The sequence below is a fragment of the Aureimonas sp. SK2 genome, from assembly GCF_029813115.1.
Lineage (GTDB): Bacteria > Pseudomonadota > Alphaproteobacteria > Rhizobiales > Rhizobiaceae > Aureimonas.
The window spans coordinates 128,526-153,460 of record NZ_JAPZDS010000006.1 but is presented as its reverse complement, the minus strand read 5'-3'; the positions used below and the strand labels follow the sequence as shown (position 1 = coordinate 153,460).

Here is a 24,935-nt window from a genome sequence, read left to right as displayed (position 1 = left end):
CGTTCAGTCGTCTTCGGGGTCTGCGTCGGTGTCGAAGGCGACACCCTCCCCCATGTCGTCATCGTCGGCCCCGAAACCAAGGTCCGATGGGTCGATGTCGATGCGCTCGGGCAGACCGTCGTCCTCGGCAAGCGGCGAAGCGTCGTCTTCGACCTCTTCGACCTCCGGCTCGCCGCGCAGGCGCACCTCCCGCACCTTGGCACCCGGCAAGGCCGCTAGGATCGCGGCGACCTCCGGGTCGGCCTCGGCCTCGGCGATCAGGCGCGCGCGGCGTGCGGCGTCCTCTTCCTCCAGCGTCTGCCCGCCGCCCTTTCCGGCGACGGTGACGACCCAGCGCATGCCGGTCCAGTCAAAGAGCTTCTTGGTCAGCTCGCCCGACAGGGTGACGGGGGCGCCGTCGGCAAGCTGGATTTCCAGGCGGCCGGGCTCGATGCGCACGAGGCGCAGGTAACGTCGGATCCACGCCTTCATGCGCGAATCTCGTCGCTCCCCAGCGAGCTTCTCCAGGTCGCGCAAGGAGGACGGGAGGCTGGCGGGATCGACCACCACGGCGGGCGCGGCGACGGGCGACAGGGCCTGCGGCGCGGAAGCGACCATGCGGGCGGCCAGCGTCGGCCCGCTTGCGCGCATCTGCGGCGTCGGCGGCGGGCTCGACGGCGCCATGGCCGGAGGGGCGGAATAGGCGCTCGGGGCCTCGGCACGGGGAGCGCCCTGCCCGTTCGACGGGGTGGAGGGAGCTGGCGTGGGCAGGCCGCCTCCTTCGCGCAGGAGGCGCGCGATGTCTTCGGGCGAGGGCAGCGTCGTCGCATAGGCGATTCGGATCAGGGCCATTTCGGCGGCTTGGCGCGGCGCGCTGGCCGCGCGCGTCTCCTCGATCGCCTTGAGGAGCATCTGCCAGACTTCCGACAGCGTCTTCACCGACAGGCGCTCGGCGAAATCGCGGCCGCGCTCGACCTCCACCGGCGAGAGCGAGGCGTCGCCGGCCGTTTCGGGGACGAAACGAAGCGAGGTCACGAGATGGGTGAAATCGGCGAGATCGGTGAGGACCACAAGCGGATCGGCGCCGAAATCGTATTGCCCGGCGAACTCGCGCAACGCCCCCGACCCGTCGCCCCGCATCAGGAGCTCGAAAAGGGTGACGATGCGCGCCCGGTCGGCGAGGCCCAGCATGTCGCGCACGGTGCCCGCCTCGACATGGCCCGCGCCGTGCGCGATCGCCTGGTCGGTGAGTGACAGCGCGTCGCGCACCGAACCTTCGGAGGCGCGCGCGAGGAGGCGCAGGGCGTCGTCGTCGGCCTGCACGCTCTCGGCATCGAGCACCCGGCGCAGGTGCGCGATCATGGTGGCGGGCTCGACGCGGCGCAGGTCGAAGCGCTGGCAGCGCGACAGGACGGTGATGGGAACCTTGCGGATCTCGGTGGTCGCGAACACGAACTTCACGTGCTCGGGCGGCTCCTCCAGCGTCTTCAGCAGGCCGTTGAAGGCCTGCGTCGACAGCATGTGGACCTCGTCGATGATATAGACCTTGTAGCGCGCCGACACCGGTCGGTAGCGCACCTGCGCGATGATCTCGCGGATGTCGTCAATGCCGGTATGCGAGGCGGCATCCATCTCGACGACGTCGACGTGCCGGCCCTCCATGATCGCCTGATCGTGGATGCCGGGCTCGATCATGTGGATCGTCGGCTGATGGATGGTCGCGGTCTCGTAGTTCAGGGCGCGGGCGAGGATGCGTGCGGTCGTGGTCTTGCCGACGCCGCGCACGCCCGTCAGCATCCAGGCCTGCGCGATGCGGCCCGCCTCGAAGGCGTTGGTGAGCGTGCGCACCATCGGCTCCTGGCCGATCAGGTCGTCGAAGGAGCGGGGACGATACTTGCGCGCCAGGACGCGGTAGGGCGTCGCGGCGGTCGGGGGACTGGTATCCTCGGCCATCGGCTCCATTCGACTGTGGGGCTCCGCCGGCCGGGAAGCCGGGCGATGCCGGCGCGACCCTACGCGGCTTTTCGCAAGATGCAATCGGCGGGCGGTCGCAGGCGCGACGAGTCGGGCAATCGGCGACGGATCGGGAGGAAGGCCGCATCTCGCGGTCCAGGCCGCCTTCGCCTATGAAGGCGAATCAGCCGAGTGCCGGATGCCGGACGAAAGGGTGGGAGGCTGGCACGATGACCCGTGCCGGATTCGTTGGGGCTGCTTCCTTCCGGACCTGACCCGGTTGGCGAGCGGCTCGTCCACCACCAACCTCCCGGCTTCCATATCGTGGAGAACGCATCGAAATGCAAGCAGAACCCCTCGCCTTCTCGCTGGATCCGCGCCTGGAAGCGGACACGCGGTTCCTCGCCGACCTGCCGCTCTGCCGCCTCCTCATGATGCGCGACGCCCGCTGGCCCTGGCTCATCCTGGTGCCGCGCCGGGCAGGGATCGTGGAGCTGTTCGACCTCGACCCCGCCGACCGGCGGACATTGATCGAGGAGGCGAACATGGTGTCGCAGGCGCTAGCCCTGGCGACCGCGCCTGAGAAAATCAACCTCGGCGCCCTCGGCAACATGGTGCGGCAGTTCCATCTCCATGTGATCGCGCGCTCGGAAGGCGACCCGAACTGGCCGAAGCCCGTCTGGGGCTTCGAGACCGCCGTTCCCTACGCTCCCGGCGCCGACGAGCCGCTGATCCGCTCCATCCTGGAAGGCCTTGCATGAATTCCGCCGCCCCCATCCGCCTCGGCTTTTCCGCCAACACGCTGCGGCGCGACGGCGAGTTGCGCACCGACGCCTCGCTGGCGGAGGCGCTCAGCCATCCGAAGGCGCGGGTCTACCTATCGGCCGGCGGTCCCTGGCTCTGCCGGGGCGGGGATGCGCCCGATCCGAGCTTCACGGTGACGGAAGCCTCAGCACTCCTTGCGGGCGCACCGATCGAACTGCTGCTCGGCCATGACGCGGCGGGGGCGCCTCGGCTCGCCGCGGCGATCGATCTGCCCGAGCCGCCCGAAGGCATCGTCCCGTGGGATCTGCGCACGCTCGGGATGCGCGAGATCCTGGCACCCGACCTCGAAGGCGAACTCGCGCAAGCCGCTCATCTCCTCAACTGGCACGCCGGCGCCCGGTTCTGCGGACGCTGCGGCGCGCCAACCCTGTCCGAAGCCGCCGGCTTCCGCCGCCGCTGCACAGCCTGCGGGCACCTCGTGTTTCCCCGCACCGATCCGGTGTCGATCATGCTGGTACACGACGGCGAAGGGCGTTGCGTGCTCGGCCGCCAGCCCCATTTCGCCGTCGGCATGTGGTCGTGCCTCGCCGGATTCGTCGAGGCCGGCGAGACCCTGGAAGACGCCGTGCGCCGGGAAACGCTGGAAGAGGCCGGGCTCGTGGTGGATGAGGTGCGCTATCACTCCTCCCAGCCCTGGCCGTTTCCGGGCTCGCTGATGATCGGCTGCATCGCTCGGGCGAGACACGCGCCGATCACCTTCGACGCTGCCGAGCTGGAAGCCTGCCGCTGGTTCGACCGGACGGAGGTGCAGGCCCTTCTGGAAAACCGCCATCCGGACGGCCTGACGGCACCGGCGCGCTTTGCCATAGCGCACCACCTTCTGGCCGCCTTCGCAGGAGGCAGGGAGTGAGCATCAAAAAGGCATTAAGATGAGGTGAACGCCGAAATGGCTGAGTTATGCGCGCGATGCACAACAGACGTGCTAAAGCTGCTCTCCTTTTAGGCATCCGGGAAGCGTATATCGGGGTCAACGAATTCTGATCCATCCGAGGCTTCCATGCTGAACTCCATCGCCAAGCGCCTTCAGTCCTACCGCTCGCACCGCCGCACCGTCATCGAACTCAACAGCATGGATGACCGCATGCTGAGCGACATCGGCGTGATGCGCGGCGACATCGACCGCATGGTGCGCGTCGGCCGCTAAGCCGCCGCTTCACCGCCCGAACGAAAAAAGCCCCGCTCGCGCGGGGCTTTTTTGTTGGTGTCGAGAAACCGGCCGTCCCCTCAGTCCGGGGCGTTCGGGTGGGCTGGACGATCGGGCGAAGCCGGGTAGACGCCCATGATCGAGACGCGCTTGGAGAAGAAGCGGAGCTCGTCCAGCGCCCGCGCCACGCCGGGATCGTTGGGGTGTCCCTCGATGTCGGCGAAGAACTGCGTCGCCACGAACTTGCCCTCGAGCTGGTAGCTTTCGAGCTTGGTCATGTTGATGCCGTTGGTGGCGAAGCCTCCGAGCGCCTTATAGAGCGCCGCCGGCAGATTGCGCACCTCGAAGACGAAGGTCGTCACCACCAGCTCTTCGGAGCGCGGCGTCCAGAGCTCCTGCGCCCGGCCGGGGCGCGACAGCACCACGAAGCGGGTCGTGTTGTGCTCGGCGTCCTCGACGTTCTCGGCCAGGATGTCGAGCCCGTAGAGTTCGGCGGCGAGGCGGGGCGCGAGGGCCGCGACGTGGCGGTCCGGCATCTGCGAGATGATCCGGGCGGCGCCCGCCGTGTCGCCGGAGATGACCGGCTTCCATCCGTTGCGGCGCAGGATGCCGCGGCACTGGCCGAGGGCATGGATGTGGCTGTGCACCTCGCGGATGTCGGAAAGGCCGGTGCCGGGCTTGGCCATGAGCTGGAAGCGGATTGGCAGGAAGAACTCGCCCACGATCTGGAGGCCCGAGACCGGCAGGAGATGGTGGATGTCGGCGACGCGCCCGGCGATCGTGTTCTCGATCGGGATCATGGCGAGGTCCGCCTCGCCGCGCGTCACCGCCGCCAGCGCGTCCTCGAAGGTCGGGCAGGGCAACGGCTCCAGATCGGGATACATGGTCCGGCAGGCGGTGTCGGAATTGGCGCCGGGCTCACCCTGGAAGGAAATCCGGCCCGAGCGCGTGGCGGGCTCGTAGAAGCGGCGCGCTTCTTCCAGCTGGTGGGGCATGTCGACGCCGAGCGGTACGGCGTCCACGATCTCGGCGTCGATGCGCAGGCCCCCCTCCAGCGCGCGGAGCTGCTCCAGCTTCTCGCGCGTCTCCAGCGGCGAAGGCGACAGCTCCACGAAGCGCGCCAGGGCGGCGCGGCGATAGGCGTAGATGCCGACATGGTGATAGAGCGGCCCCTCCCCCGTCGGCGCCGTGGCACGGGTGAAGTAGAGCGCGTTCAGCCGGTTCTCGGCGATCGGCGTGCCGATCACCTTGACGACGCTCGGATCGTCCCGGTCTTGCTGGTTGGCGATCTCCACCGCCACGGTGGCGATGTCGCAGGCGGGGTCGGCGAAGGGGCGCAGGACGGCGCGGATCGTTTCCGGCTCGATGGTCGGCAGGTCGCCCTGCAGATTGATGACCGTCTCCACCTCGCCCGCCGGATCGAGGCTCTGCAGCGCCTCGAAGATACGGTCGGAGCCGGACTGGTGGTGTTTGCCCGTTATCACCGCCTCGAAGCCCGCAGCGGTCACCACGTCGTGGATCGAGGTGTCGTCGGTCGCGACGACCACACGGCCGATCTGCGCATCGCGCGCCCTCTCGGCCACGCGCACGATCATCGGACGCCCGCCGATATCGGCCAGCGGCTTGGAGGGAAGACGGGTGGCGGCGAGCCGGGACGGAATGAGGATCAGGGTAGACATGGATGGTAGCTCTGGTTCGGCCGCAGGAAATTTAGGCGAAGCTGTGACAGGACGGCGCTTGATCGATTCCGATCGGAATGTCAGAACGCTTCCAATTGACGGGCAGAGCAGGGGCCGCCGGTGCCGGCGGGCCGCGATTCCGTCCAAGCAACGTCGAAAGCGCGTGTCGTCGGCCCCTGATGCCGGCTGCAGAGGGAGCCGCCCTTTATCATGAATTCGTTCGAGGCCAACAAGATCTTCGGCGCCCTGCTCGGCGTCGTGTTCGTTCTGTTCGGCGGCAGCCTACTGGCCGAAGGCATTTTCCATTCCGAGGTGCCGGAGACCCCGGGCTTCGCGATCGCCGTGCCCGACGCGCCGGCCGGCGGGGGCGCCGCGCCCGCCGCCAACGAGGTGACCCCGGTCGGCCAGCTCATGCAGACCGCCAATGCCGAGGCGGGTGCCAACATCTTCAAGCGCTGCCAAGCCTGCCATTCGGGCGAGAAGGGCGGCCCCAACAAGGTCGGCCCCGATCTCTGGGACATCGTGAACCGCCCGATCGCCTCGCACGAGGGCTTCAGCTATTCGGCCGCCATGACCGAATTCTCTGAAGGAAAGACCGTGGTCTGGGACTGGGATCACCTGAACCACTTCCTGCACGGCCCCAAGCAGTACATCCAGGGCACGGCCATGGGCTTCGCCGGCATCGCGCGCGACCAGGAGCGTGCCGATCTTCTCGCCTATCTCGGCACGCTCTCGGACAACCCGCCCCCGCTGCCGGCTCCCGATGCCGGCGCGCCGGCCGGCGGCGAAGCGGCGGCAGAGGGTGCGGCTCCGGCCGAAGGCGCTGCGGCTCCGGCCGAAGGCGCGGCCGCACCGGCTGGCGATGCGGCGGCTCCGGCCGTGACGGCGCCGAGCGCCACCACGAATTCCAACGCCCTGCCGGGCGACGCCGTGAGCCAGCCTCAGGGCGCGGGCACGACGGACCAGACCACGGGCGCCGCTCCGACCGCGCCGCCCTCGGGCACCGTTCCGGCCACGGGCGACAACGCCACCAGCGCGCCGGCCGGCGCTCCGGTGCCGCCGACCGAGCCGGGCCAGGCGGCCCCCTCGCAGCCCGGCACTCAGGCTCCACAGCAGACCCCGGCCCCCGCCACGCCGGAAGCGACTCCGCCGGCGGCACCCGCCGCTCCGGCTCCGGCGGAACCCGCTCCGGCAGCACCTGCGGCTCCCGCCCCGGCGGCGCCCGCGGTCCCGGCTCCGGCCGCGCCGGCCCAGTAAGGTCGCCTCCGCGATCGCGAGACATCGGGAAAGCCGGGCCGGGAGGTCCGGCTTTCTTCGTTTCACGCTATCGTTCCCGCTTCCTCGCGGGTGGACACCGGCCCGTCGAATCTTACACTTTCGTCACTTCGGCCCTTCGCCCGAGGAAGGCCACAAAGCTCGGGCGGGGTTCGGCATCGGGCTCGCCCCACCGTCCTGCCAGATGGAGATCGATTTGCCGCCAGTCTCGCGCGCCCTGTCCGCCCTGACCGCTCTCCTCGCCCTCGCCGGCGCCCCCGCCTTCGCGCAGGGCACGCCGGCGCCGGCCACTGCCAGCGCTCCGGCGCAGGAAGCGGGCGAATGGCGCACATGGTCGTCGCTGATCCGCCCGTCGAAATACGGCAACGACTTCCGGCACTACGACTACGTGAATCCAGACGCGCCCAAGGGCGGTCGCCTCAACCTCCAGGCGGCCGGCACGTTCGACAGCTTCAACCCGTTCCCCGTGCGCGGCACGCCGGCGGCCGGCTTCCTCGCGTTCGGCGGCGGCATCGCCTACGACACGCTGATGGACCAGGCGCCCGACGAGCCGGGGGTCAGTCATGGCCTGATCGCCGAAGCGATGCGCTATCCCGCCGACTTCTCGTCCGTCACGTTCCGGCTCGATCCGGACGCCAAATTCCACGACGGCCAGCCCATCACGGCCGAGGACGTGATCTGGACCTTCCAAACGGTGACGCGCCTGTCGCCGCTCTACGCCAACTACTACCACAACGTGACGAGCGCGGAGGCCACCGGCGAACGCGAGGTCACCTTCCGTTTCAACCAGACTGGAAATCGCGAGCTGCCCAACATCATGGGCGACCTCGTGGTCCTGCCCAAGCACTTCTGGGAAGGCACGGACGCGCAAGGACGAAAGCGCGACATCGACAACCCGACGCTGGAGATCCCCGTCGGATCCGGCCCCTACCGCGTGAAGGCCTATCAGCCCGGCTCCACCGTCACCTGGGAGCGCGTGCCGGACTACTGGGCGGCGAACAAAGGCCCCCGCGTCGGCCGCTACAATTACGACGAGATCCGCTACACCTATTTCCGCGACCAGAGCGCCGGCTGGGAAGCCTTCAAGCGCGGCGGCTTCTCCGACTATCGGTCCGAAAACAGCGCCGGCCGCTGGGCGCAGGGCTACGACTTCCCCGCCTTCCGCGATGGGCGCGTGAAGAAGGAAGCGATCCCCTCCGAAAGCGGCGAGCCGATGCAGGGCTTCGTGCTCAACACACGGCGCGACAAGTTCGCCGACCCGCGCACGCGCCGGGCGCTGACGCTGGCCTACAATTTCGAGGAGATGAACCGCTCGCTCTTCTACGGCCAGTACGCACGCACCACGAGCTATTTCCAGGGCACCGAACTCGCCTCCTCCGGCCTGCCGAGCGAGGCCGAACTGAAGATCCTGGAGCCCTTGCGCGACCAGATCCCGCCCGAGGTCTTCACGACGCCCTTCACCCTGCCGGACTACAGCCAGCCCAACGCGGAGCGCACCTATCTGCGCGAAGCCTTCGAGCTTCTGACGCAGGCCGGCTGGAAGCGCCAGGGCACCCAGCTCGTCAACGCGCGCGGCGAGCCGTTCCGCATCGAGTTCCTTGCCGCCGACCCGTCGTCCAGCCGCGTGATCGACCCCTATGCCAACCAGCTGAAGCGGCTCGGCATCGAGACCTCGACGCGCATCGTCGACGCCTCGCAGTACCAGGCTCTGACGGACAATTTCGAATACGACATCGTGACGGACCTGATGCTCCAATCGCTCTCGCCCGGCAACGAGCAGCGAGACTTCTGGTCCAGCGCCGCCGCAAGCCAGCCCGGCAGCCGCAACTCGCCGGGCATCCGCAACCCGGCCGTCGACGCGATCATCGAGAAGATCATCTACGCGCCGGACCGCGAGAGCCTCGTCGCCGCCACGCACGCGCTCGACCGGGTGCTCCTGTGGAACTTCTACATCGTGCCGCAGTACCACAACCCGAACATCTGGCTAGCCTGGTGGGACAAGTTCGGCATGCCGGAGAAGCGCCCGGCCTATGCCGGCATCGACCCGTTCTCCTGGTGGGTGAAGGGCGAGGTGCCAGTGAACACGCCGGCCGACCAGGCGGCCGCGGCGGAGCCCGACCCGGCGGCGGCCCCCGCCATCCCGCCCGCCAAGCCTTGAGGGCGCGATGACCGAAAGCTTCATCCGCATCAGCCGACGCCACTTCGGCAAGCTCGCGCTCGGCGCTGCGGCGTCAGTCGCCCTGCCCCGCCTGTCCTTCGCCGATAATCCGGCGGATAAGCCGCTCCACGGCATCTCCGCCTTCGGCGACCTGAAATACCCGGCGGACTATAAGTATTTCGACTATGCGACCCTCGACGCGCCGCAGGGCGGGCGCTTCACCTTCACCGTGCCGTCCTGGTACTTCAACCAGGCGCCCGACACGTTCGACACGTTCAACACGCTGATCCTTCAGGGCAATGCGCCGCCGCGCATGGAGATGCTCTACGAAGGGCTGATGCTCTCGACCCTCGACGAGCCCGATGCGCTCTACGGCCTGCTGGCCGAGACCGTCTCCGTCTCGGCCGACGGCAACCGCTTCACCTTCAAGCTGCGCCCCGAAGCCCGCTTTTCGACCGGCGCGCCGGTGACCGCCGCCGACGTCGTCTTCTCCTACGACAAGCTGAAGACCGAGGGGCATCCCTCGATGGCCATTCAGCTCGTCGAGGTGGTGGAGGTCGTCGCCGAGGACGAGCGCACGGTGCGCATCGTCTTCTCGGGCCGGCAGACCGTGCCTACGGCGCTCGCCACCCTGTCGATGCCGATCGTGCCGGCCGCCTTCTTCGCCGACCGCCCCTTCACGCAAGGGGGCTTCGACGTGATTCCGGGCTCGGGGGCCTGGACCGTCGGGCGCTATGTCGGCGGGCGCTTCATCGAATACGAGAAGCGCGCGGACTATTGGGGTCGTGACATGCCCTTCGCCCGCGGCCTCGGCCATTTCCAGACGATCCGCGTCGAGTGCTTCCGCGACAGGCAAGCCTCGCTTGAGGCCTTCAAGAAGGGCGACGTGACCTATCGCGAGGAGTTCACGACACGCGCCTGGGCCAGCGAATACAATTTTCCGGCGGTGCAGGACGGGCGCGTGAAGCGCGGGACCCTGCCGGAGGAGAAGTGGCCGAACTTCCAGTGCTGGGCGCTGAACCAGCGCCGGCCACAATTCGCGGACGCGCGCGTGCGGCGGGCGATCAACCTGTGCTTCGACTTCGAGTGGACCAACGCCAACCTCCTGTTCGGGCTGCGCGAGCATTCGCAGTCGCCCTTCGAGCTGTCGGACTATGTCGCCACGGGCACGCCGAGCCCGGAGGAACTGGCGGTGATGGAGCCGCTGCGCGCCGATCTGCCGCCCGAGGCCTTCGGCGAGGTCTGGACCCAGCCGGTGACGGACGGCTCGGGCCGCGACCGCGCGATCCTGCGGCAGGCGTCGGAGCTCTTTGCGGCGGCGGGCTGGGTGCGCAAGGGTTCGGCTCTCGTCAACGAGGCCGGCCAGCCCTTCCGCCTGGAATACATGCTGAACGATCCCGAACAGGGCCGCGTCTACGGCAAGATGGTCGAGAACATGAAGCTTCTCGGCGTCGATGCTTCCATGCGCGTGGTGGACGCCGCGCAGTACCAGGATCGCCTCGGCTGCTTCGACTTCGACATGATCCTCTGCCGTTTCGGGCTGAACGGCACGCCGACACGCGAGGGGTTCTCGCTCTTCTTCGGCTCGGACTCGCGCGACCGCCAGGGTTCCTACAACTATCCCGGCATGGCGAGCCCCGCCGTGGACGCCCTCCTCGCCCGCATCGGCGAGGCGAAGAGCCGCGACGAGTTGACGCTTCTGATGCGCGTCCTCGACCGGGTGCTGCGCTGGCGGCTCGACTGGATCCCCAACATCCACGCCAAGGGCCACAATGTCGCCTGGTGGGACATGTTCGGCATGGCGCCCACCAAGCCCGATTACGGCTTCCCGGTGGAACAGCTCTGGTGGTACGACGAATCCAAGGCCAAGGCGGCCGGCCGGGCTTGATCCGGCCGAGGCCTCGGGCTTTGACGCAACGGGACCGGTGAATGGCAGCCTACATCCTCCGACGCCTTCTCCTGATGATCCCGACCCTGCTCGGCATCATGCTCGTGTCCTTCGTCGTCATCCAGTTCGCGCCGGGCGGCCCGGTGGAGCAGGTCATCGCCGGTCTCCAAGGCCAGGGTGGCGGCGCCGCCGACCGCCTCGGGGGCGGGGGTGGCGACATGGCCGCACAGAGCGGCGAGACGTCGGGCTATCGCGGCGCGCAGGGGCTGGACCCCGAGTTCATCAAGCGGCTGGAGGAGCAGTTCGGCTTCGACAAGCCGGCCTGGCAGCGCTTCGGCGAGATGATCTGGAACTACGCCCGCTTCGACTTCGGCACGAGCTTCTTCTCCAACGCCACCGTGGTCGATCTCATCATCCAGAAGCTGCCCGTCTCGATCTCGCTCGGCCTCTGGATCACGCTCCTGTCCTACGCGATCTCGATTCCGCTCGGAATCCGCAAGGCGCTGCACGAGGGCTCGCGCTTCGATACCTGGACCAGCGCGGTCATCATCGTCGCCTATGCCATCCCGGGCTTCCTGTTCGCGGTTCTCCTGATCGTGCTCTTTGCCGGAGGCTCGTTCTTCGACTGGTTCCCGCTGCGGGGCCTCACCTCCGACAACTGGGCGCAACTCTCCTGGCCCGAGCGGATCGTCGACTATTTCTGGCACCTGACGCTGCCGCTCATCGCGCTGTCGCTTTCGGCCTTCGCCACGACGACGCTCCTGACCAAGAACTCCTTCCTCGACGAGATCCGCAAGCAGTACGTGACCACCGCCCGCGCCAAGGGCCTGACGGAGCGGCGCGTCCTCTACGGCCACGTCTTCCGCAATGCGATGCTGATCATCGTCGCGGGCTTTCCGGGCGCCTTCATCTCGGCCTTCTTCGCCGGCTCGCTCCTGATCGAGACCATCTTCTCGCTGGACGGGCTGGGGCTCCTCTCCTTCGAGAGCATCTACAAGCGGGACTATCCGGTGGTCTTCGCCACGCTCTACATCTTCTCCCTGATCGGGCTCCTGACGACGCTGATCTCCGACCTCACCTACACCTGGATCGATCCGCGCATCGATTTCGAGCGGCGGGAGGTCTGAGCATGGCCAGGAAAAGTGCGAAGCGGTTTTCCGTCCGGCCCATGCGGCGGGAGGTCTGATCCGATGACCGACACCGTCGAGGATCGCAACGCCAAGGATCGCCCGCCCGAGCCCGCGACGCTGCGCGAGGCGCAAGGGGGCGCGAGCGGTGTGGTGCAGAACGCGCCGCCGGTGGTGGCGATGGAGCGCCCGCCCCGCCTGTCGCCGCTCAACCAGCGCCGCTGGCAGAACTTCAAGGCCAACCGGCGCGGCTGGTGGTCGCTCTGGATCTTTTCGATCCTATTCGTCGTGACGCTGTTCGCCGAGTTCGTGGCCAACGACAAGCCGATCCTGATCTCCTACAAGAACGAATATTACACGCCGATCTTCACCGACTACCCGGAAGAGGTCTTCGGCGGGTTCCTGCCGGTCACCAACTACCGCGACCCGTTCATCCAGGACGAGATCGCGGCCAACGGCTGGATGGTCTGGCCGCCGATCCGCTATTCCTACCAGAGCGTCAACAACGAAATTCCGACGCCGGCCCCCGCCCCGCCCTCCTGGACCTTTTCCAAGGAGGAGCGCTGCGCGCGCTATCCGCTGGGCGTCGAGGACCCCAACTGCGTCGTCGGCAACTGGAACTGGCTCGGCACCGACGACCAGGCGCGCGACGTGCTGGCGCGGCTCATCTACGGCTTCCGCATCTCCGTCTTGTTCGGCCTGATCCTCACCGCCGCCTCGGCGGTCATCGGCGTCTTCGCCGGCGCCGTCCAGGGCTATTTCGGCGGCTGGGTGGACCTTCTCTTCCAGCGCTTTATCGAGATCTGGTCGTCGATCCCGGTCCTCTACCTCCTCCTGATCGTCGCCGCGATCCTGCCGCCCGGCTTCTGGATCCTGCTCGGCATCATGCTCCTGTTCTCGTGGGTGGCCTTCGTCGGCGTAGTGCGCGCCGAGTTCCTGCGCGCGCGCAACTTCGAATATGTCAACGCGGCCCGCGCGCTCGGCGTCGGCGACTGGACGATCATGGCCCGGCACCTCCTGCCCAACGCCATGGTCGCGACGCTGACCTTCCTGCCCTTCATCCTGAACGGCTCGATTACGACGCTCACCTCGCTCGACTTCCTCGGCTTCGGCCTGCCGCCGGGCTCGCCCTCGCTCGGCGAACTCCTGGCGCAGGGGCGCAACAACCTTCAGGCGCCCTGGCTCGGCATCTCCGGCTTCGTGGTCCTGTCCCTGATGCTCTCGCTCCTCGTCTTCGTCGGCGAAGCGGTGCGCGACGCGTTCGACCCCCGCAAGAGCTTCCGTTGAGACTGCCATGAGCGCCCATCACGGCCATTCCCACGACCACGGCGGCCACGATCATTCCGGCCACGACCACGCCGCGCATGCGAGCACCAGGCGGCTCGGCATCGCGGCGGCCCTTACCGGCCTTTTCATGCTGGCGGAGGTCGCGGGTGGCCTGATCTCGGGGTCGCTCGCGCTTCTCGCCGACGCCGGGCACATGTTCGTGGACTTCGCCGGCCTCGTCCTCGCCTTCGCCGCGGCGCGGTTGGCGCAGCGTCCGGCCGATGCCAGGCGGACCTACGGCTACGACCGGCTGGGCGTCTTGGTCGCGTTTTCCAACGGCCTCGTCCTCTTCGGCATCACCGCCGTCATCATCTACGAGGCGTGGCGGCGCTTCGCCGATCCCGTTGAGATTCTCGCCGGGCCGATGCTGGCGGTCGCGATCGGCGGCCTTCTCGTCAACATCGCGGCCTTCTTCGTCCTCCACGGCGGGGACAAGGAAGACCTCAACATGCGCGGCGCGCTGCTGCATGTCCTCGGCGATCTCCTCGGCTCGGTGGCCGCGATCGTCGCCTCGCTGGTCATCATGGCGACGGGCTGGACGCAGATCGATCCGATCCTGTCCGTCCTCGTCTGCCTCCTGATCCTCGCCAATGCCTGGCGCCTCGTGCGCGAGTCCGCACAGGTCCTGCTCGAAGGCGCCCCCGCCGGCGTCGACGGAGCCGAAATGGGCCGGCACCTGCGGACGAGCGTTCCGGGGATCGAGGACGTGCATCACGTTCATGTCTGGATGATCACGCCGCGCCGCCGGGCCGCGACGCTGCATGTCTGTGTGCCCGAAGGCAGCGACGGCATGGACGTCGTCCGGCGCGTGAAGGCGGAACTGCGCTCGGCCTTCTCTATCGATCACGCCACCGTGGAACTCGAACACGGCCACTGCGCCGATGCGGGGGCGGCCTGCGGCGGCGATCATGGGCACGAGGGCGGTCACGCCCATCACCACCATGCGCACGACCACGGCCATGCGCATCATCACGATCATCATCACCACGACCACGCGCACGGGCACGACCGTTCCCACGGCGCGCTTCCCCGTCCGGCCTGAGAGGACCATCGCCCCTTGAGCCAACCCGCCCCCCGCCCCGACGCCGACGCCCCGCTTCTCGACGTGCGCGGCCTTCAGGTCGCTTTCCACCAGAACGGCGAGACCAGCCACGCCGTGAAGGGTGTGTCCTTTGCGATCCACAAGGGCGAGACGGTGGCGCTGGTCGGCGAGTCGGGATCGGGCAAGTCGGTCTCGGCGCTGTCGATCCTGAAGCTCCTGCCCTATCCCGCCGCGAGCCACCCGGGCGGCGCCGTGCTTTTCGAGGGGCGCGACCTCATCGCCGCTCCCGACAAGGAACTGCGCGGCGTTCGCGGCAACAGGATCTCGATGATCTTCCAGGAGCCGATGAGTTCGCTCAATCCGCTCCACACGATCGAACGGCAGATCGGCGAGGTGATGAAGATCCATCGCGGCCTGTCCGACAAGGCCGCGCGCGACCGCACGCTCGAACTTCTCCATCAAGTGGGCATCCGCGAGCCGGAAAAGCGGCTCGGCTCCTATCCTCACCAGCTTTCGGGCGGCCAGCGCCAGCGCGTGATGATCGCGATGGCGCTCGCCAACGAGCCCGACCTCCTGATCGCCGACGAGCCGACGACGGCGCTCGACGTGACGGTGCAGGCGCAGATCCTGGAGCTCCTGAAGCGCCTCCAGGCGGAGCGCGACATGGGGCTGCTCTTCATCACCCACGATCTCGGGATCGTCCGGCGCATCGCCGACCGAGTCTGCGTGATGTATCGGGGTGAGATCGTCGAGACCGGCCCGACCGCAGAGATCTTCGCCAACCCGCAGCACGCCTATACCAGGCACCTTCTGGCCGCCGAGCCGAAGGGCCGCCCGCCCGCCGCCAACGCCAACGCGCCGCTGGTGATGGAGGGCAAGGGCGTGAAGGTCTGGTTCCCCGTGCGAACGGGCCTCCTGCGCCGCGTGACCGATCACGTGAAGGCCGTCAACGGCATCGATATCGCCGTGCGCGCGGGCCAGACGGTGGGCGTCGTCGGGGAATCGGGCTCGGGCAAGACGACGCTCGGCCTCGCGCTCTGCCGCATGATCGCGAGCGAAGGCGAGATCCGCTTCGACGGGGAGCGGATCGACACCAAGTCCTCGCGCGAGATGCGCGACTGGCGCGACCGCATCCAGATCGTGTTCCAGGACCCCTACGGCTCGCTGAGCCCCCGCATGCCGATCGCCGACATCGTGGCGGAAGGGCTGCAGGTCCACCAGCCGAAGCTCTCGGCCGCGGAGCGCGACGCGCGCGTGGTCTCGGCGCTCACCGAAGTGGGTCTCGACCCCGCCACCCGCTTCCGCTACCCGCACGAGTTCTCCGGCGGCCAGCGCCAGCGCGTCGCCATCGCGCGCGCCATGGTGCTCAACCCACGCTTCGTCATGCTGGACGAGCCGACCTCGGCGCTGGACATGAGCGTTCAGGCGCAGGTGGTGGACCTCCTCCGCGACCTCCAGAAGAAACACGACCTCGCCTATCTCTTCATCAGCCACGATCTCAAGGTCGTGCGCGCGCTCGCCAACGAGGTGATCGTCATGCGCGGCGGCGAGGTCGTGGAGCGGGGCACCTCGGAGGAGATCTTCGAGCGCCCGAAGAGCGACTACACCAAGGCCCTGATGGCGGCGGCCTTTCGCATCGAGGCCGCAGGCGCTGCGGACGTGGCGCAATGAGCGGCAGCTATCGCACGCGTTTGGAGGACCAGGCGCTCGACTTCGAAATCCGCGAGGAGCGCCGCGTCTTCGACGGGTTCCGCCCGCTCGACGTCCTCACGCTGAGCCACGCGCCGCTCGGCGATGCGCAGCCGGCGCGCGTGCGGCGCGAGATCGTGCGCGGCGCCCGGTGCGCCGTTGTGATCCCTTATGATCCCGCGCGGGACGCAATTGTGGTGATCCGACAGTTCCGCATCGGCGCCGCGCTCGCCACGCCCCACGCCGCGCCGCTCGAGCTGCCGGCCGGCGGCATCGACGATGGCGAGGATCCGGCAGCCGGTGCCGCGCGCGAGCTGACGGAGGAAACCGGCCTCGTCGCCGGCGCCGTCGGGCACTGCTTCTCGGTCCTTTCGACGCCCGGTCTCACCGACGAGCTGGCCATGGTTTTCCTCGCCATCGTGGACACGGCCAAACTGTCCGGACACGGCGGCAAGGCCGACGAAGACGAGGACATCCTCGTCATCCCAGCTCCCTTCGAAGACCTTCTGGAGGCGGTGGACCGGGGTGCGGTGCAGAACGGGTTTCTGGTGGCAGCGACACATTGGTTCGCGCGCCACGGCCGCGCGCGTGCCAAGCTTCTTGCCGATTCCATTCAAACGGACACCGCATCTTGAGCATCCTTCTTTCCGTCACCGGCTTCGATCCCTCGCGCTGGATGGAGGCATTGCTCGCCGCCGCACCGGAGGAGTCCATCGTCCTGCGCCCCGCAAGCGCGGCGGACGAGAGCATCGACTATGCCGTGGTCTGGAAGCAGCCGCCGGGCGTCCTCTCCAACCTGCCGAATCTGCCAGCGGTCTTCTCGCTCGGCGCGGGCGTCGACCATATCCTGCAGGATAGGACGCTGCCCGACGTGCCGATCCTGCGCATCGTGGCCGACGACCTCACCGCCCGGATGAGCGAATACGTCGTCTGGCGGGTGCTCGATCACCACCGCCGGGGGATGACCTACCGGGCGCAGCAGGCCGTCCGCATCTGGAACGAGCGCCGCCAGCCGGCGGCGTCCGAAATCGAGGTCGGCATTCTTGGCCTCGGCGAGCTCGGCCGCGACGCGGCGCTGAAGCTGAAGACCCTCGGCTTCCGCGTGTCCGGCTGGAGCCGGCGGCCTAAGACGATCGAAGGCGTCGAGTGCTTCGACGGCGAGGCAGGACTCGAGGCGGTGCTCGGACGGGCCGACATCCTGGTCGTGCTCCTTCCGCTGACACCCGACACGCGCGGCATGATCGACGACGGCTTCCTGTCTAAGCTGAAGCGCGAGACGCCGCTCGGCACGCCCTCCCTGATCAATGCCGGGCGCGGCGGACTGCAGATGGATTCGGCGATCCTGCGCGCGCTGAACGACGGACGGCTAATGGAAGCCTCGCTCGACGTCTTCGAGCGCGAGCCGCTCAGCTCGGACAGCCCGCTCTGGCGCCACCCGCGCGTGTTCGTGACGCCCCACGCCGCAGCTTCGTCGGATCCGGCGGCGCTCGCGCCCATCATCATGGCGCAGATCGCGGCGCATCGGCGGGGCGAAGCACTGGATAACGTCGTGGACCGCAGCGCCGGCTACTGATCAGCCGAGGCGCCGGCGGACGGTGACGGGCGAATTTCTGGCGAGCGCCCGCGCCTCCACGTCGGCCAGCGGCTCGGCGGCGGTCATCATGTGATGAGCGTTGGCGTGGAGCAGCGTCTCGCCGTCGCACATGATACCGACATGGCCGCGCCAGAACACGAGGTCGCCTCGGCGAAGCGGTTCACCGGCTGGGATCTCCCGGCCGATCGAGGCGCCCTGGAGGTCGGTGTCGCGCGGCACGTCGAGGCCGGCGAGCCCCAGCGAGAGCTGCACCAGCCCGGAGCAGTCGATGCCGGACGGCGACTTGCCGCCCCAGAGATAGGGCACGCCGAGAAACCCTTCCGCGACCGAAACGAAGTCGGCCGCGTGGGCATCGATCGGCTCCAGATGCTGGACCACGACGGCGCCGAACGGGGCGATCAGCGCATAGGTCGCGTTGGGATCGCTCGCCTCTCCGCGCGCCGCGACTTCCGCGCCGAGGGTCAGTTCGCGCATCGGCGGCCGCTTGATGTCGGGTCCGGGGAACACGAAGGTCCGGGCGACGCGCACGCGATGCGTCGCCTCCGGCGCCGGCCCGGCGAGGAGAGCGGCCGTCGGCATCCATCCGACATAGCGGTCGCGGGCGAGTTGCACCCAGCACCAGCCTTCCGGCGTTTCCTCGAAGACCGTCACGGCCTCGCCGTAAAGCGCCTGCGTTTCCAGCGGCGCGTCCGGAGACGGATGACGGCGCAGATCGGCGAGCGGCGCGTCGACACGAGCCGCCTCGCCCGGCACGAAACGGTCGGCCGTCACCCGCCCGCGCAGCCGCTCGTCGGCCAGATCGGGGCGTATGGCGTGGAGGCGGCGGTCGAGGGCGGCGGTCATCGGGCGAGCCCCCCCGCCTCGTCCACCAGCCGGTCGGCCATCTGCGAGACGAAGAGGCTGCCCTTCACCGTGCGGCGCACGAGCACGTTGCGAAGGTCCGCCGGGTCGCGCCGCCGCTCGAGGAGTTCGAGGCGTCCCATCGTGTCGAGCGCGCGCGTGACCACGGGCTTGGTCACCTTGAGCTTGCTGGCGAGGCCTCGCACGGTGTGCGGCGGCGGCTCGAGATAGACGGTGAGGAGGATGGCGGTCTGGCGCGTGGTGAGGTCCGGCCCCGCCTCGCGCGTCTGCTTCAACGCGTTGCCGTGGAGCAGGCGAAGCGCCTGCGCCGGGCGAATTTCGATACCCATTCCGGCCCCCACCGAATCCGGCCCTCGTTTCGGCGCCGGTTCGGTCAGAGGACAGCCTAAATGAGGCCGTTTCAAGAGGACGGATAACGCTCCATGAGAACGCGCGCGAGCGCTCGGATCGCCTGCGCCTCGCCGCCCACGGGGCCGGTCGGGCCGGCCTGCGGACGCCAGCCGAAGACGTCGAAATGGACCCAGGATTTCGCCTTCGACACGAAGCCCTGGAGGAACAGGGCGGCGGTCACCGAGCCCGCGAAGCCGTCGGTGGTGACGTTGTTGATATCGGCGATCTTGGAGGCGAGGTTCCTGGCATAGGGCTTCCAGAGCGGCAGGCGCCAGAGCGGGTCGTGGACGGCGACGCTCGCCGCCGCGATGGCGGACGCCATCGCCTCGTCGTCGGTGTAGAAGGGTGGCAGGTCCGGCCCGAGCGCGACGCGCGCGGCGCCGGTCAGCGTCGCCATGTCGATCAGGATCTCGGGCGCTTCCTCATCGGCGAGCGACAGGACGTCGGCGAGGATGAGGCGTCCTTCCGCGTCGGTGTTGCCGATCTCAACCGTCTTGCCGTCGCGGCTCTGGAGGACGTCGCCCGGCCGGAAGGCGTTGCCGGCGATCGCGTTCTCGACCGCCGGGATCAGGACGCGCAGGCGGACGGGCAGCCCCTCGCCCATCACGATGCGCGCGAGCCCCAGCACGTTGGCCGCCCCGCCCATGTCCTTCTTCATCAGAAGCATGCCCGAGGCCGGCTTGATGTCGAGCCCGCCCGTGTCGAAGGCGACGCCCTTGCCGACCAGCGTGACGCGCGGGGCGTCGGCGGCGCCCCAGCGGATGTCGATCAGGCGCGGGGCGACGGCGCTCGCCCGGCCCACGGCGTGGATCATCGGGAAGTTGGCGGCGAGAAGGTCGTCGCCGACGGTCACCGAGACCTCGGCGTCGAACTCCGCGGCCAGCGATCGTGCGGCGGCCTCGATCCCGTCCGGCCCGAGATCGTTGGTCGGCGTGTTGACGAGGTCGCGCACCAGCGCGACGGCCTCCGCCTGGAGCCGGACCCGCGCCGCGCCGGCGCCCTTCGGCAGGACCAAGCGGGCGCCCTCCTCCGCCGGCTTGGAGCGGTAGCGGTCGAAGCGGTAGGCACCCATGAGGAAGCCGAGCGCGGCCAGGTCCGGGTCGAGCCCGTGCGGGTCGGAAAGGGTCCAGTCGCCGGCGGGCAACGCCGTCGCCAGCGCGCCGGTCAGGAGGGAGCGCTCCGCAAGGCTCGCCCCCGACCCGCCGAGGCCGAGGGCGGCCGCGCCGAGCGTCCCATCAGACCCCGGCGCGACGAGCACGCTGCCGGCGCCCGCCTTCCAGCCGGTGGCGCCCGCCCAGGCTCCGAGCGGCGCCGGCAGGCTTCCCGCCTCCCCTTCGCTCGCGAGATGGACGGGGCGTGCGGCGGAGGATTCGGACAGGAGGCGGGAGGTCATAGACGATCGGTTCCTCGGGGGCGCTCCGAAGGATTAAGGGAGCGGTAAGGTTAACGATTTATGGCTTGGCGGCAGACCACAGGAGCCGGATCAGGACCCATGCGCGCCAACGAACCCTTCAGCCGGTCCGCCGCTTCGCTCGATGGAGCGGCCTACGCCCGCCCGCGGCCGCTGGCAAGGCGCGCGGCGCTGGCCGGAGGCGTCCTCGCGCTGGCGCTGCTCGCCGGCTGCAATCAGACCTCGCGCATGCACACCGGCTCGATCAAGCCTTCTGCCGCCACTGCCGACGCCGGCGCTCCGCGCGGCGAGAAACCCTTGGCGGAGATGTCGTCGGCCGAACTGGCCGGCGCCGTGCGCGCCTATGGCGCCCGCTACGACGGCAACCCCAAGGACAAGACGACGGGCCTCGCCTATGCCTCGGCCCTCCAGATGGCCGGGCGCAACGACCAGTCGCTGGCGGTCATGCGCCAGATGGCCATCGCCTATTCCGACGACCGCGAGGTCCTGTCGGCCTACGGCAAGGCCTTGGCCGCGGCGGGCGACCTGCCCAAGGCGCTGGAGACGGTGCGCCGCGCCCAGACGCCCGACCGCCCCGACTGGCGCCTCCTGTCGGCGGAAGGGGCGATCCTCGACCAGCTCGGCCAGGCTGACAAGGCGCGCGTCCTCTACGAGAAGGCGCTGGTCATCCAGCCGAACGAGCCCTCGATCCTCTCCAATCTCGGCATGTCCTACCTTCTGGCGAACGATCTGCCGAAGGCGGAGAGCTATCTCTCGCGCGCCGTGGCGCTGCCAGGCGCCGACAGCCGCGTGCGGCAGAACCTCGCGCTGGTGATGGGCCTCCAGGGCCGATTCGACGAGGCGGAGCGCACGGCTTCCGCCGTCCTCAGCCCCGACGAGGCCAAAGCCAACGTCGCCTATCTCCGGCAGATGCTGTCCCAGAAAAACACATGGTCCGAGCTCGCCGCCGAAGACCGCGGCTGAACGGCAAGGATCGGGCCGCCCGAAACGAAGAACGGCCGCGCGGGAAACCGGGCGGCCGCTTTCGGTTGGGGAAAGCGGCGCGACCGTCGCTGTCACGGCCCCATGATCTGGATCACGGCGGGGCCGATGATCACGGCGAACAGCACCGGCAGGAAGAACACGATCATCGGCACGGTGAGCTTGGGCGGCAGGGCGGCAGCCTTCTTCTCGGCGGCGGCCATGCGGATGTCGCGGCTTTCCTGCGACATGGTCCGCAGCGCGACGCCGAGCGGCGTTCCGTAGCGCTCGGCCTGGATCAGCGCGGTCGCGACGGCCTTGACCTGATCGAGCCCGGTGCGCGCGACGAGGTTCTCGTAAGCCTGGCGGCGCTCGGGCAGGTAGGACAGCTCGGCGCAGACGAGCATCAGTTCCTCTGCCAGTTCCAGCGACTGGATGCCGATCTCGTCGGCGACGCGCCGAAAGGCGGCTTCGATCGAATTGCCCGATTCCACGCAGATCAAGAGGAGGTCCAGCGCGTCCGGCCAGGCGCGCGTGATGGAGGACGCCCGCTTCTTGGCCTTGTTGCTGACGTAGATGTTGGGCGCGTAGAAGCCGGCATAGGCGCCGAGGATACAGGCGAAGAATCGGATGGCCGGCGCGGAATCGGCCAGGAGGCCGAGGCCGAAGACGTAGAAGGCCGTCAGGAGCCCGAAGCCCAGCGGCATGGTCACGCGGCAGAACAGGAACAGCGTGGTCGAGCGCTGCGTGCGAAGGCCCGCCACCCTCAGCTTGGCGAGCATCGCCTCGTCCAGGAGCGCGTTGCGCAGGTCCAGCTTCTCCACCACCCGCGCGGCAAAGGAGCGGTCCGCCTGCTGGCGCAGGCTCTTGCCTCGGGTCGGATCCCGCTCGCTGGCCAGGCGCGCCCGCTCCCGCGCGCGCATCTCGTCCCGCTCCAGCGCCACGGAGCGCATGCGCGTCTTCATCTGCTGGCCGTTCAGGATGGGCAGCGCCACCGACACGAAGGTGGCGAACACCGCCACGGCCACGAGAAGGCCGAGCGCGGTCTGGCTCGATATGCCGAGGAGGCTGAGGACGGCGTCCATGCGGGTGGGTTCCCAGGATGTATCGGAAGCGCCCGGCCCGCACGGCGGCGGTGTCGGGCGCGCCGTCAGAAGTCGAAGTTGATCATGTTGCGCATGACGATGATGCCGGTCGCCATCCACACGCCCGAACCGGCGAGGACGAGGTTGCCCGCCGTGGTGTTGAAGAGGACCGAGATGTAGTTGGGCGAGGTGAGGTAGACGAGCACGGCCACGATGAAGGGCAGAGCGCCGATGATCGCGCCGGACGCCTTGGCCTCCATCGACATCGCCTGGATCTTGGCCTGCATGCGCTTTCGCTCGCGCAGGATCTTCGACAGGTTGGACAGGGCCTCGCCGAGATTGCCGCCTGCCTGGCTCTGGATGGAGACGACGATGGCGAAGAAGTTGGTCTCGGCCGTCGGCATGTTCTGATAGAGCCGCTCCACCGCTTCGGGCATCGACAGGCCCATCTGCAAGGCTTCCACCACACGGGCGAACTCGGAGCGCACCGGCTCGGGCGTCTCGGTTGCCACCATGCGCAGCGTGTCGTTGAGCGGCAGGCCCGATCGGATGCCGCGCACGATCACGTCGATCGAGTTGGCGAACTCCTCGATGAACTTCTTCTGACGGCGCTTGCGCAGGTAGCCGAGGATCCAGCGCGGCAGGCCAAAGCCCCCGACGACGCCGCAGCCGAGCGCCAGGAAGGCCGGGAACCCCAGAACGAAGGACACGAACGCGGTCGCGAAGCCCAGCACGACGCTGCCGATCACGAAGCCGCGCATCGAGAGCTTCAGGCCGGCCTGCGCGATACGCCGGTCGATCGGGAGGTTGCGCGTGCTCTGGTACTTAGCCTTCTGCTTCGTGTCGAACTCGTCCAGCGAGTTCTGGATCGTCCTGCGTCGCTTGGCCACTTCCTGAAGGCGGTCGCGCGCCACGCGCTTGGCCTGCGCGTCGCCCTCGCTCTGCTTGTACTGGCCAAGACGATTGCGGGCGTTCTTCTCCACCTGCATTCGCGGCTCGAGAATGGCGTAGGCCAGCGCGCCCAGCGACAGGGTGGCGAGCGCGACGAAGGCGATCGCGATCATTGCGGTCCGGCCCCCTTGACCTCGGCGGCGTCCAGCGCGCGCGCAAGGCGCTGTTCCTCGCCGTAGTAGCGTGCGCGATCCCAGAAGGCGGGACGGCCGACGCCGGTCGAACGATGGCGACCGATCAGCTTGCCGCGCGTGTCCTCGCCGAGGATGTCGTAGACGAAGAGATCCTGCGTCGTGATCACGTCGCCTTCCATGCCCAGCACTTCGGTGATGTGCGTGATGCGGCGCGAGCCGTCGCGCAGGCGCGCGGCCTGGACGATGACGTCGACCGAGCCGGTGACGATCTCCTTGACCGTGCGCGACGGCAGGGAGAAGCCGCCCATCGCGATCATGGATTCGATACGGTTCAGGCACTCGCGCGGGCTGTTGGCGTGGATCGTGCCCATCGAACCGTCGTGGCCCGTGTTCATCGCCTGCAGGAGGTCGAAGACCTCGGGTCCGCGCACCTCGCCGACGATGATCCGCTCGGGACGCATGCGCAGGCAGTTCTTGACGAGGTCGCGCATGGTGATCTCGCCCTCGCCCTCGATGTTGGGCGGGCGCGTTTCGAGGCGCACGACATGGGGCTGCTGGAGCTGGAGTTCGGCCGAGTCCTCGCAGGTGATGATGCGCTCGTCCTCGTCGATGTAGCGCGTGAGGCAGTTGAGGAGCGTCGTCTTGCCCGAGCCCGTGCCGCCGGAGATGACGACGTTGCAGCGGACGCGCCCGATGATCTGGAGGATTTCCGCGCCCTCCGGCGAGATGGCGCCGAAGTTGACGAGCTGGTCGAGCGTCAGCTTGTCCTTCTTGAACTTGCGGATCGTCAGCACCGTGCCGTCGATGGCGAGCGGCGGGGCGATGACGTTGACGCGGCTGCCGTCGGGCAGGCGCGCGTCGCAGATGGGCGAAGATTCGTCGACGCGCCGGCCGACCTGGCTGACGATGCGCTGGCAGATGTTGAGGAGCTGCTGGTTGTCGCGGAAGCGGACACCCGTTTCCTGCACCTTGCCGCCCACTTCGATGAAGGTCTGCCGCGCGCCGTTGACCATGATGTCGGCGATGTCGTCGCGCGCGAGGAGCGGCTCCAGCGGACCGTAGCCGAGGACGTCGTTGCAGATGTCGGAGAGCAGGTCCTCCTGCTCGGCGATCGTCATCGCGAAGTTCTTGATCGCGATGATGTCGTTGACGATGTCGCGGATCTCCTCGCGCGCCGCTTCGGTCTCGAGGCGGGCGAGCTGGCTGAGGTCGATCGTGTCGATCAGCGCGGCGAAGACCTTGCTCTTGGTCTCGTAGTAGCTGTCGGGGCGCACTCGCGGCGCAGCGGGCGCGGGCGCGGGTTCGGGCGCGCGGCGGGCGGGCGCCGCGGCGACGGGGGCGGCGGATGCCGGAGCGGGAGCCGGCGCGCGCGCGGGTGCGGCCGCCACCGCGAGCGGCGTGGCGGTCTTGGCCGGCGTATCGGGTCCGCGCTTACCGAACATGGTTCCTCCGGGACTTGAGCAT

At 68.8% G+C, this 24,935-nt stretch carries 21 protein-coding genes, 1 other RNA gene and 1 pseudogene; 13 read left to right on the top strand and 10 right to left on the bottom strand.

Annotation, left to right across the window (positions count from 1 at the left end; genetic code table 11):
- Positions 1–3: 3 nt before the first annotated feature.
- Together O5O54_RS09635 and ffs are read right to left on the bottom strand one after the other, a co-directional pair.
- The gene (locus O5O54_RS09635; protein WP_279481073.1) at positions 4–1,941 is read right to left on the bottom strand and encodes a DNA polymerase III subunit gamma/tau; all 1,938 of its coding nucleotides are present in this window, start codon (positions 1,939–1,941) and stop codon (positions 4–6) included.
- 205 nt (positions 1,942–2,146) lie between these two features.
- An RNA gene (gene ffs, locus O5O54_RS09630) (signal recognition particle sRNA small type) lies at positions 2,147–2,243 on the bottom strand.
- A gap of 30 nt (positions 2,244–2,273) precedes the next feature.
- On the opposite strand from ffs, the gene O5O54_RS09625 reads away from it, so the two are divergent.
- From O5O54_RS09625 to O5O54_RS09615, 3 genes are all read left to right on the top strand, one after another.
- Positions 2,274–2,693, top strand: a complete 420-nt coding sequence (locus tag O5O54_RS09625; protein WP_279481071.1) for an HIT family protein — start codon at positions 2,274–2,276, stop codon at positions 2,691–2,693.
- Positions 2,690–3,607 (top strand): NAD(+) diphosphatase, encoded by a 918-nt coding sequence (gene nudC, locus O5O54_RS09620; protein WP_279481069.1) that lies wholly within the window; start codon positions 2,690–2,692, stop codon positions 3,605–3,607. The genes O5O54_RS09625 and nudC overlap by 4 nt, the downstream gene beginning before the upstream one ends.
- 147 nt (positions 3,608–3,754) lie before the next feature.
- Positions 3,755–3,901, top strand: coding sequence for a DUF1127 domain-containing protein (locus O5O54_RS09615; protein WP_279481068.1), 147 nt, complete (start codon positions 3,755–3,757; stop codon positions 3,899–3,901).
- Positions 3,902–3,981: 80 nt separating this feature from the next.
- Here O5O54_RS09615 and O5O54_RS09610 read toward each other — a convergent pair whose 3' ends face one another.
- On the bottom strand, positions 3,982–4,836 hold the full coding sequence (locus O5O54_RS09610) for a prephenate dehydratase (protein WP_279481368.1): 855 nt from the start codon (positions 4,834–4,836) through the stop codon (positions 3,982–3,984).
- Between the two features lie 30 nt (positions 4,837–4,866).
- A pseudogene (locus O5O54_RS09605) lies at positions 4,867–5,580 on the bottom strand (3-deoxy-manno-octulosonate cytidylyltransferase); the annotation flags it as partial.
- 210 nt (positions 5,581–5,790) lie between these two features.
- On the opposite strand from O5O54_RS09605, the gene O5O54_RS09600 reads away from it, so the two are divergent.
- The 9 genes from O5O54_RS09600 (at position 5,791) to O5O54_RS09560 (ending at position 17,658) form a co-directional block, all read left to right on the top strand.
- Positions 5,791–6,837 (top strand): c-type cytochrome, encoded by a 1,047-nt coding sequence (locus O5O54_RS09600; RefSeq protein WP_347814879.1) that lies wholly within the window; start codon positions 5,791–5,793, stop codon positions 6,835–6,837.
- Between the two features lie 202 nt (positions 6,838–7,039).
- Positions 7,040–9,013 (top strand): extracellular solute-binding protein, encoded by a 1,974-nt coding sequence (locus O5O54_RS09595; RefSeq protein ID WP_407061682.1) that lies wholly within the window; start codon positions 7,040–7,042, stop codon positions 9,011–9,013.
- 7 nt (positions 9,014–9,020) lie between these two features.
- On the top strand, positions 9,021–10,901 hold the full coding sequence (locus tag O5O54_RS09590) for an extracellular solute-binding protein (RefSeq protein WP_279481063.1): 1,881 nt from the start codon (positions 9,021–9,023) through the stop codon (positions 10,899–10,901).
- Positions 10,902–10,942: 41 nt separating this feature from the next.
- Complete coding sequence (locus O5O54_RS09585; protein ID WP_279481061.1) at positions 10,943–12,028, top strand: microcin C ABC transporter permease YejB; 1,086 nt, start codon at positions 10,943–10,945, stop codon at positions 12,026–12,028.
- A gap of 180 nt (positions 12,029–12,208) precedes the next feature.
- Positions 12,209–13,315, top strand: coding sequence for an ABC transporter permease (locus tag O5O54_RS09580; protein ID WP_279481367.1), 1,107 nt, complete (start codon positions 12,209–12,211; stop codon positions 13,313–13,315).
- 7 nt (positions 13,316–13,322) lie between these two features.
- Complete coding sequence (locus O5O54_RS09575; RefSeq protein ID WP_279481059.1) at positions 13,323–14,396, top strand: cation diffusion facilitator family transporter; 1,074 nt, start codon at positions 13,323–13,325, stop codon at positions 14,394–14,396.
- Positions 14,397–14,411: 15 nt separating this feature from the next.
- Positions 14,412–16,067 (top strand): ABC transporter ATP-binding protein, encoded by a 1,656-nt coding sequence (locus O5O54_RS09570; RefSeq protein WP_279481056.1) that lies wholly within the window; start codon positions 14,412–14,414, stop codon positions 16,065–16,067.
- Positions 16,064–16,720 (top strand): NUDIX domain-containing protein, encoded by a 657-nt coding sequence (locus O5O54_RS09565; protein ID WP_279481054.1) that lies wholly within the window; start codon positions 16,064–16,066, stop codon positions 16,718–16,720. The genes O5O54_RS09570 and O5O54_RS09565 overlap by 4 nt, the downstream gene beginning before the upstream one ends.
- Positions 16,721–16,761: 41 nt before the next feature.
- Entirely contained in the window at positions 16,762–17,658 is an 897-nt protein-coding gene (locus O5O54_RS09560; RefSeq protein ID WP_279481365.1) for a glyoxylate/hydroxypyruvate reductase A, read from the top strand.
- Here the strand turns inward: O5O54_RS09560 and O5O54_RS09555 are convergent, their stop codons facing one another.
- The 3 genes from O5O54_RS09555 to O5O54_RS09545 form a co-directional block, all read right to left on the bottom strand.
- Positions 17,659–18,522 carry a C40 family peptidase gene (locus O5O54_RS09555; protein ID WP_279481052.1) on the bottom strand — a complete coding sequence of 288 codons (864 nt, stop codon included), beginning with the start codon at positions 18,520–18,522 and terminating at the stop codon, positions 17,659–17,661.
- Entirely contained in the window at positions 18,519–18,869 is a 351-nt protein-coding gene (locus O5O54_RS09550; RefSeq protein WP_279481050.1) for a MarR family transcriptional regulator, read from the bottom strand. The genes O5O54_RS09555 and O5O54_RS09550 overlap by 4 nt, the downstream gene beginning before the upstream one ends.
- A 71-nt stretch (positions 18,870–18,940) precedes the next feature.
- Positions 18,941–20,323 carry a leucyl aminopeptidase family protein gene (locus O5O54_RS09545; protein ID WP_279481048.1) on the bottom strand — a complete coding sequence of 461 codons (1,383 nt, stop codon included), beginning with the start codon at positions 20,321–20,323 and terminating at the stop codon, positions 18,941–18,943.
- Positions 20,324–20,422: 99 nt separating this feature from the next.
- On the opposite strand from O5O54_RS09545, the gene O5O54_RS09540 reads away from it, so the two are divergent.
- A complete protein-coding gene (locus tag O5O54_RS09540) occupies positions 20,423–21,304 on the top strand; it encodes a tetratricopeptide repeat protein (protein WP_279481046.1) in 882 nt (293 codons plus the stop codon).
- A gap of 92 nt (positions 21,305–21,396) precedes the next feature.
- Here the strand turns inward: O5O54_RS09540 and O5O54_RS09535 are convergent, their stop codons facing one another.
- The 3 genes from O5O54_RS09535 to O5O54_RS09525 all read right to left on the bottom strand — a co-directional run bounded on the left by O5O54_RS09535 (position 21,397) and on the right by O5O54_RS09525 (position 24,913).
- Entirely contained in the window at positions 21,397–22,386 is a 990-nt protein-coding gene (locus tag O5O54_RS09535; protein WP_279481044.1) for a type II secretion system F family protein, read from the bottom strand.
- A gap of 65 nt (positions 22,387–22,451) precedes the next feature.
- Complete coding sequence (locus O5O54_RS09530; RefSeq protein ID WP_279481042.1) at positions 22,452–23,450, bottom strand: type II secretion system F family protein; 999 nt, start codon at positions 23,448–23,450, stop codon at positions 22,452–22,454.
- Positions 23,447–24,913 (bottom strand): CpaF family protein, encoded by a 1,467-nt coding sequence (locus tag O5O54_RS09525; RefSeq protein WP_279481041.1) that lies wholly within the window; start codon positions 24,911–24,913, stop codon positions 23,447–23,449. Before O5O54_RS09525 ends, O5O54_RS09530 begins: the two co-directional genes overlap by 4 nt.
- Between the last annotated feature and the right edge of the window lie 22 nt (positions 24,914–24,935).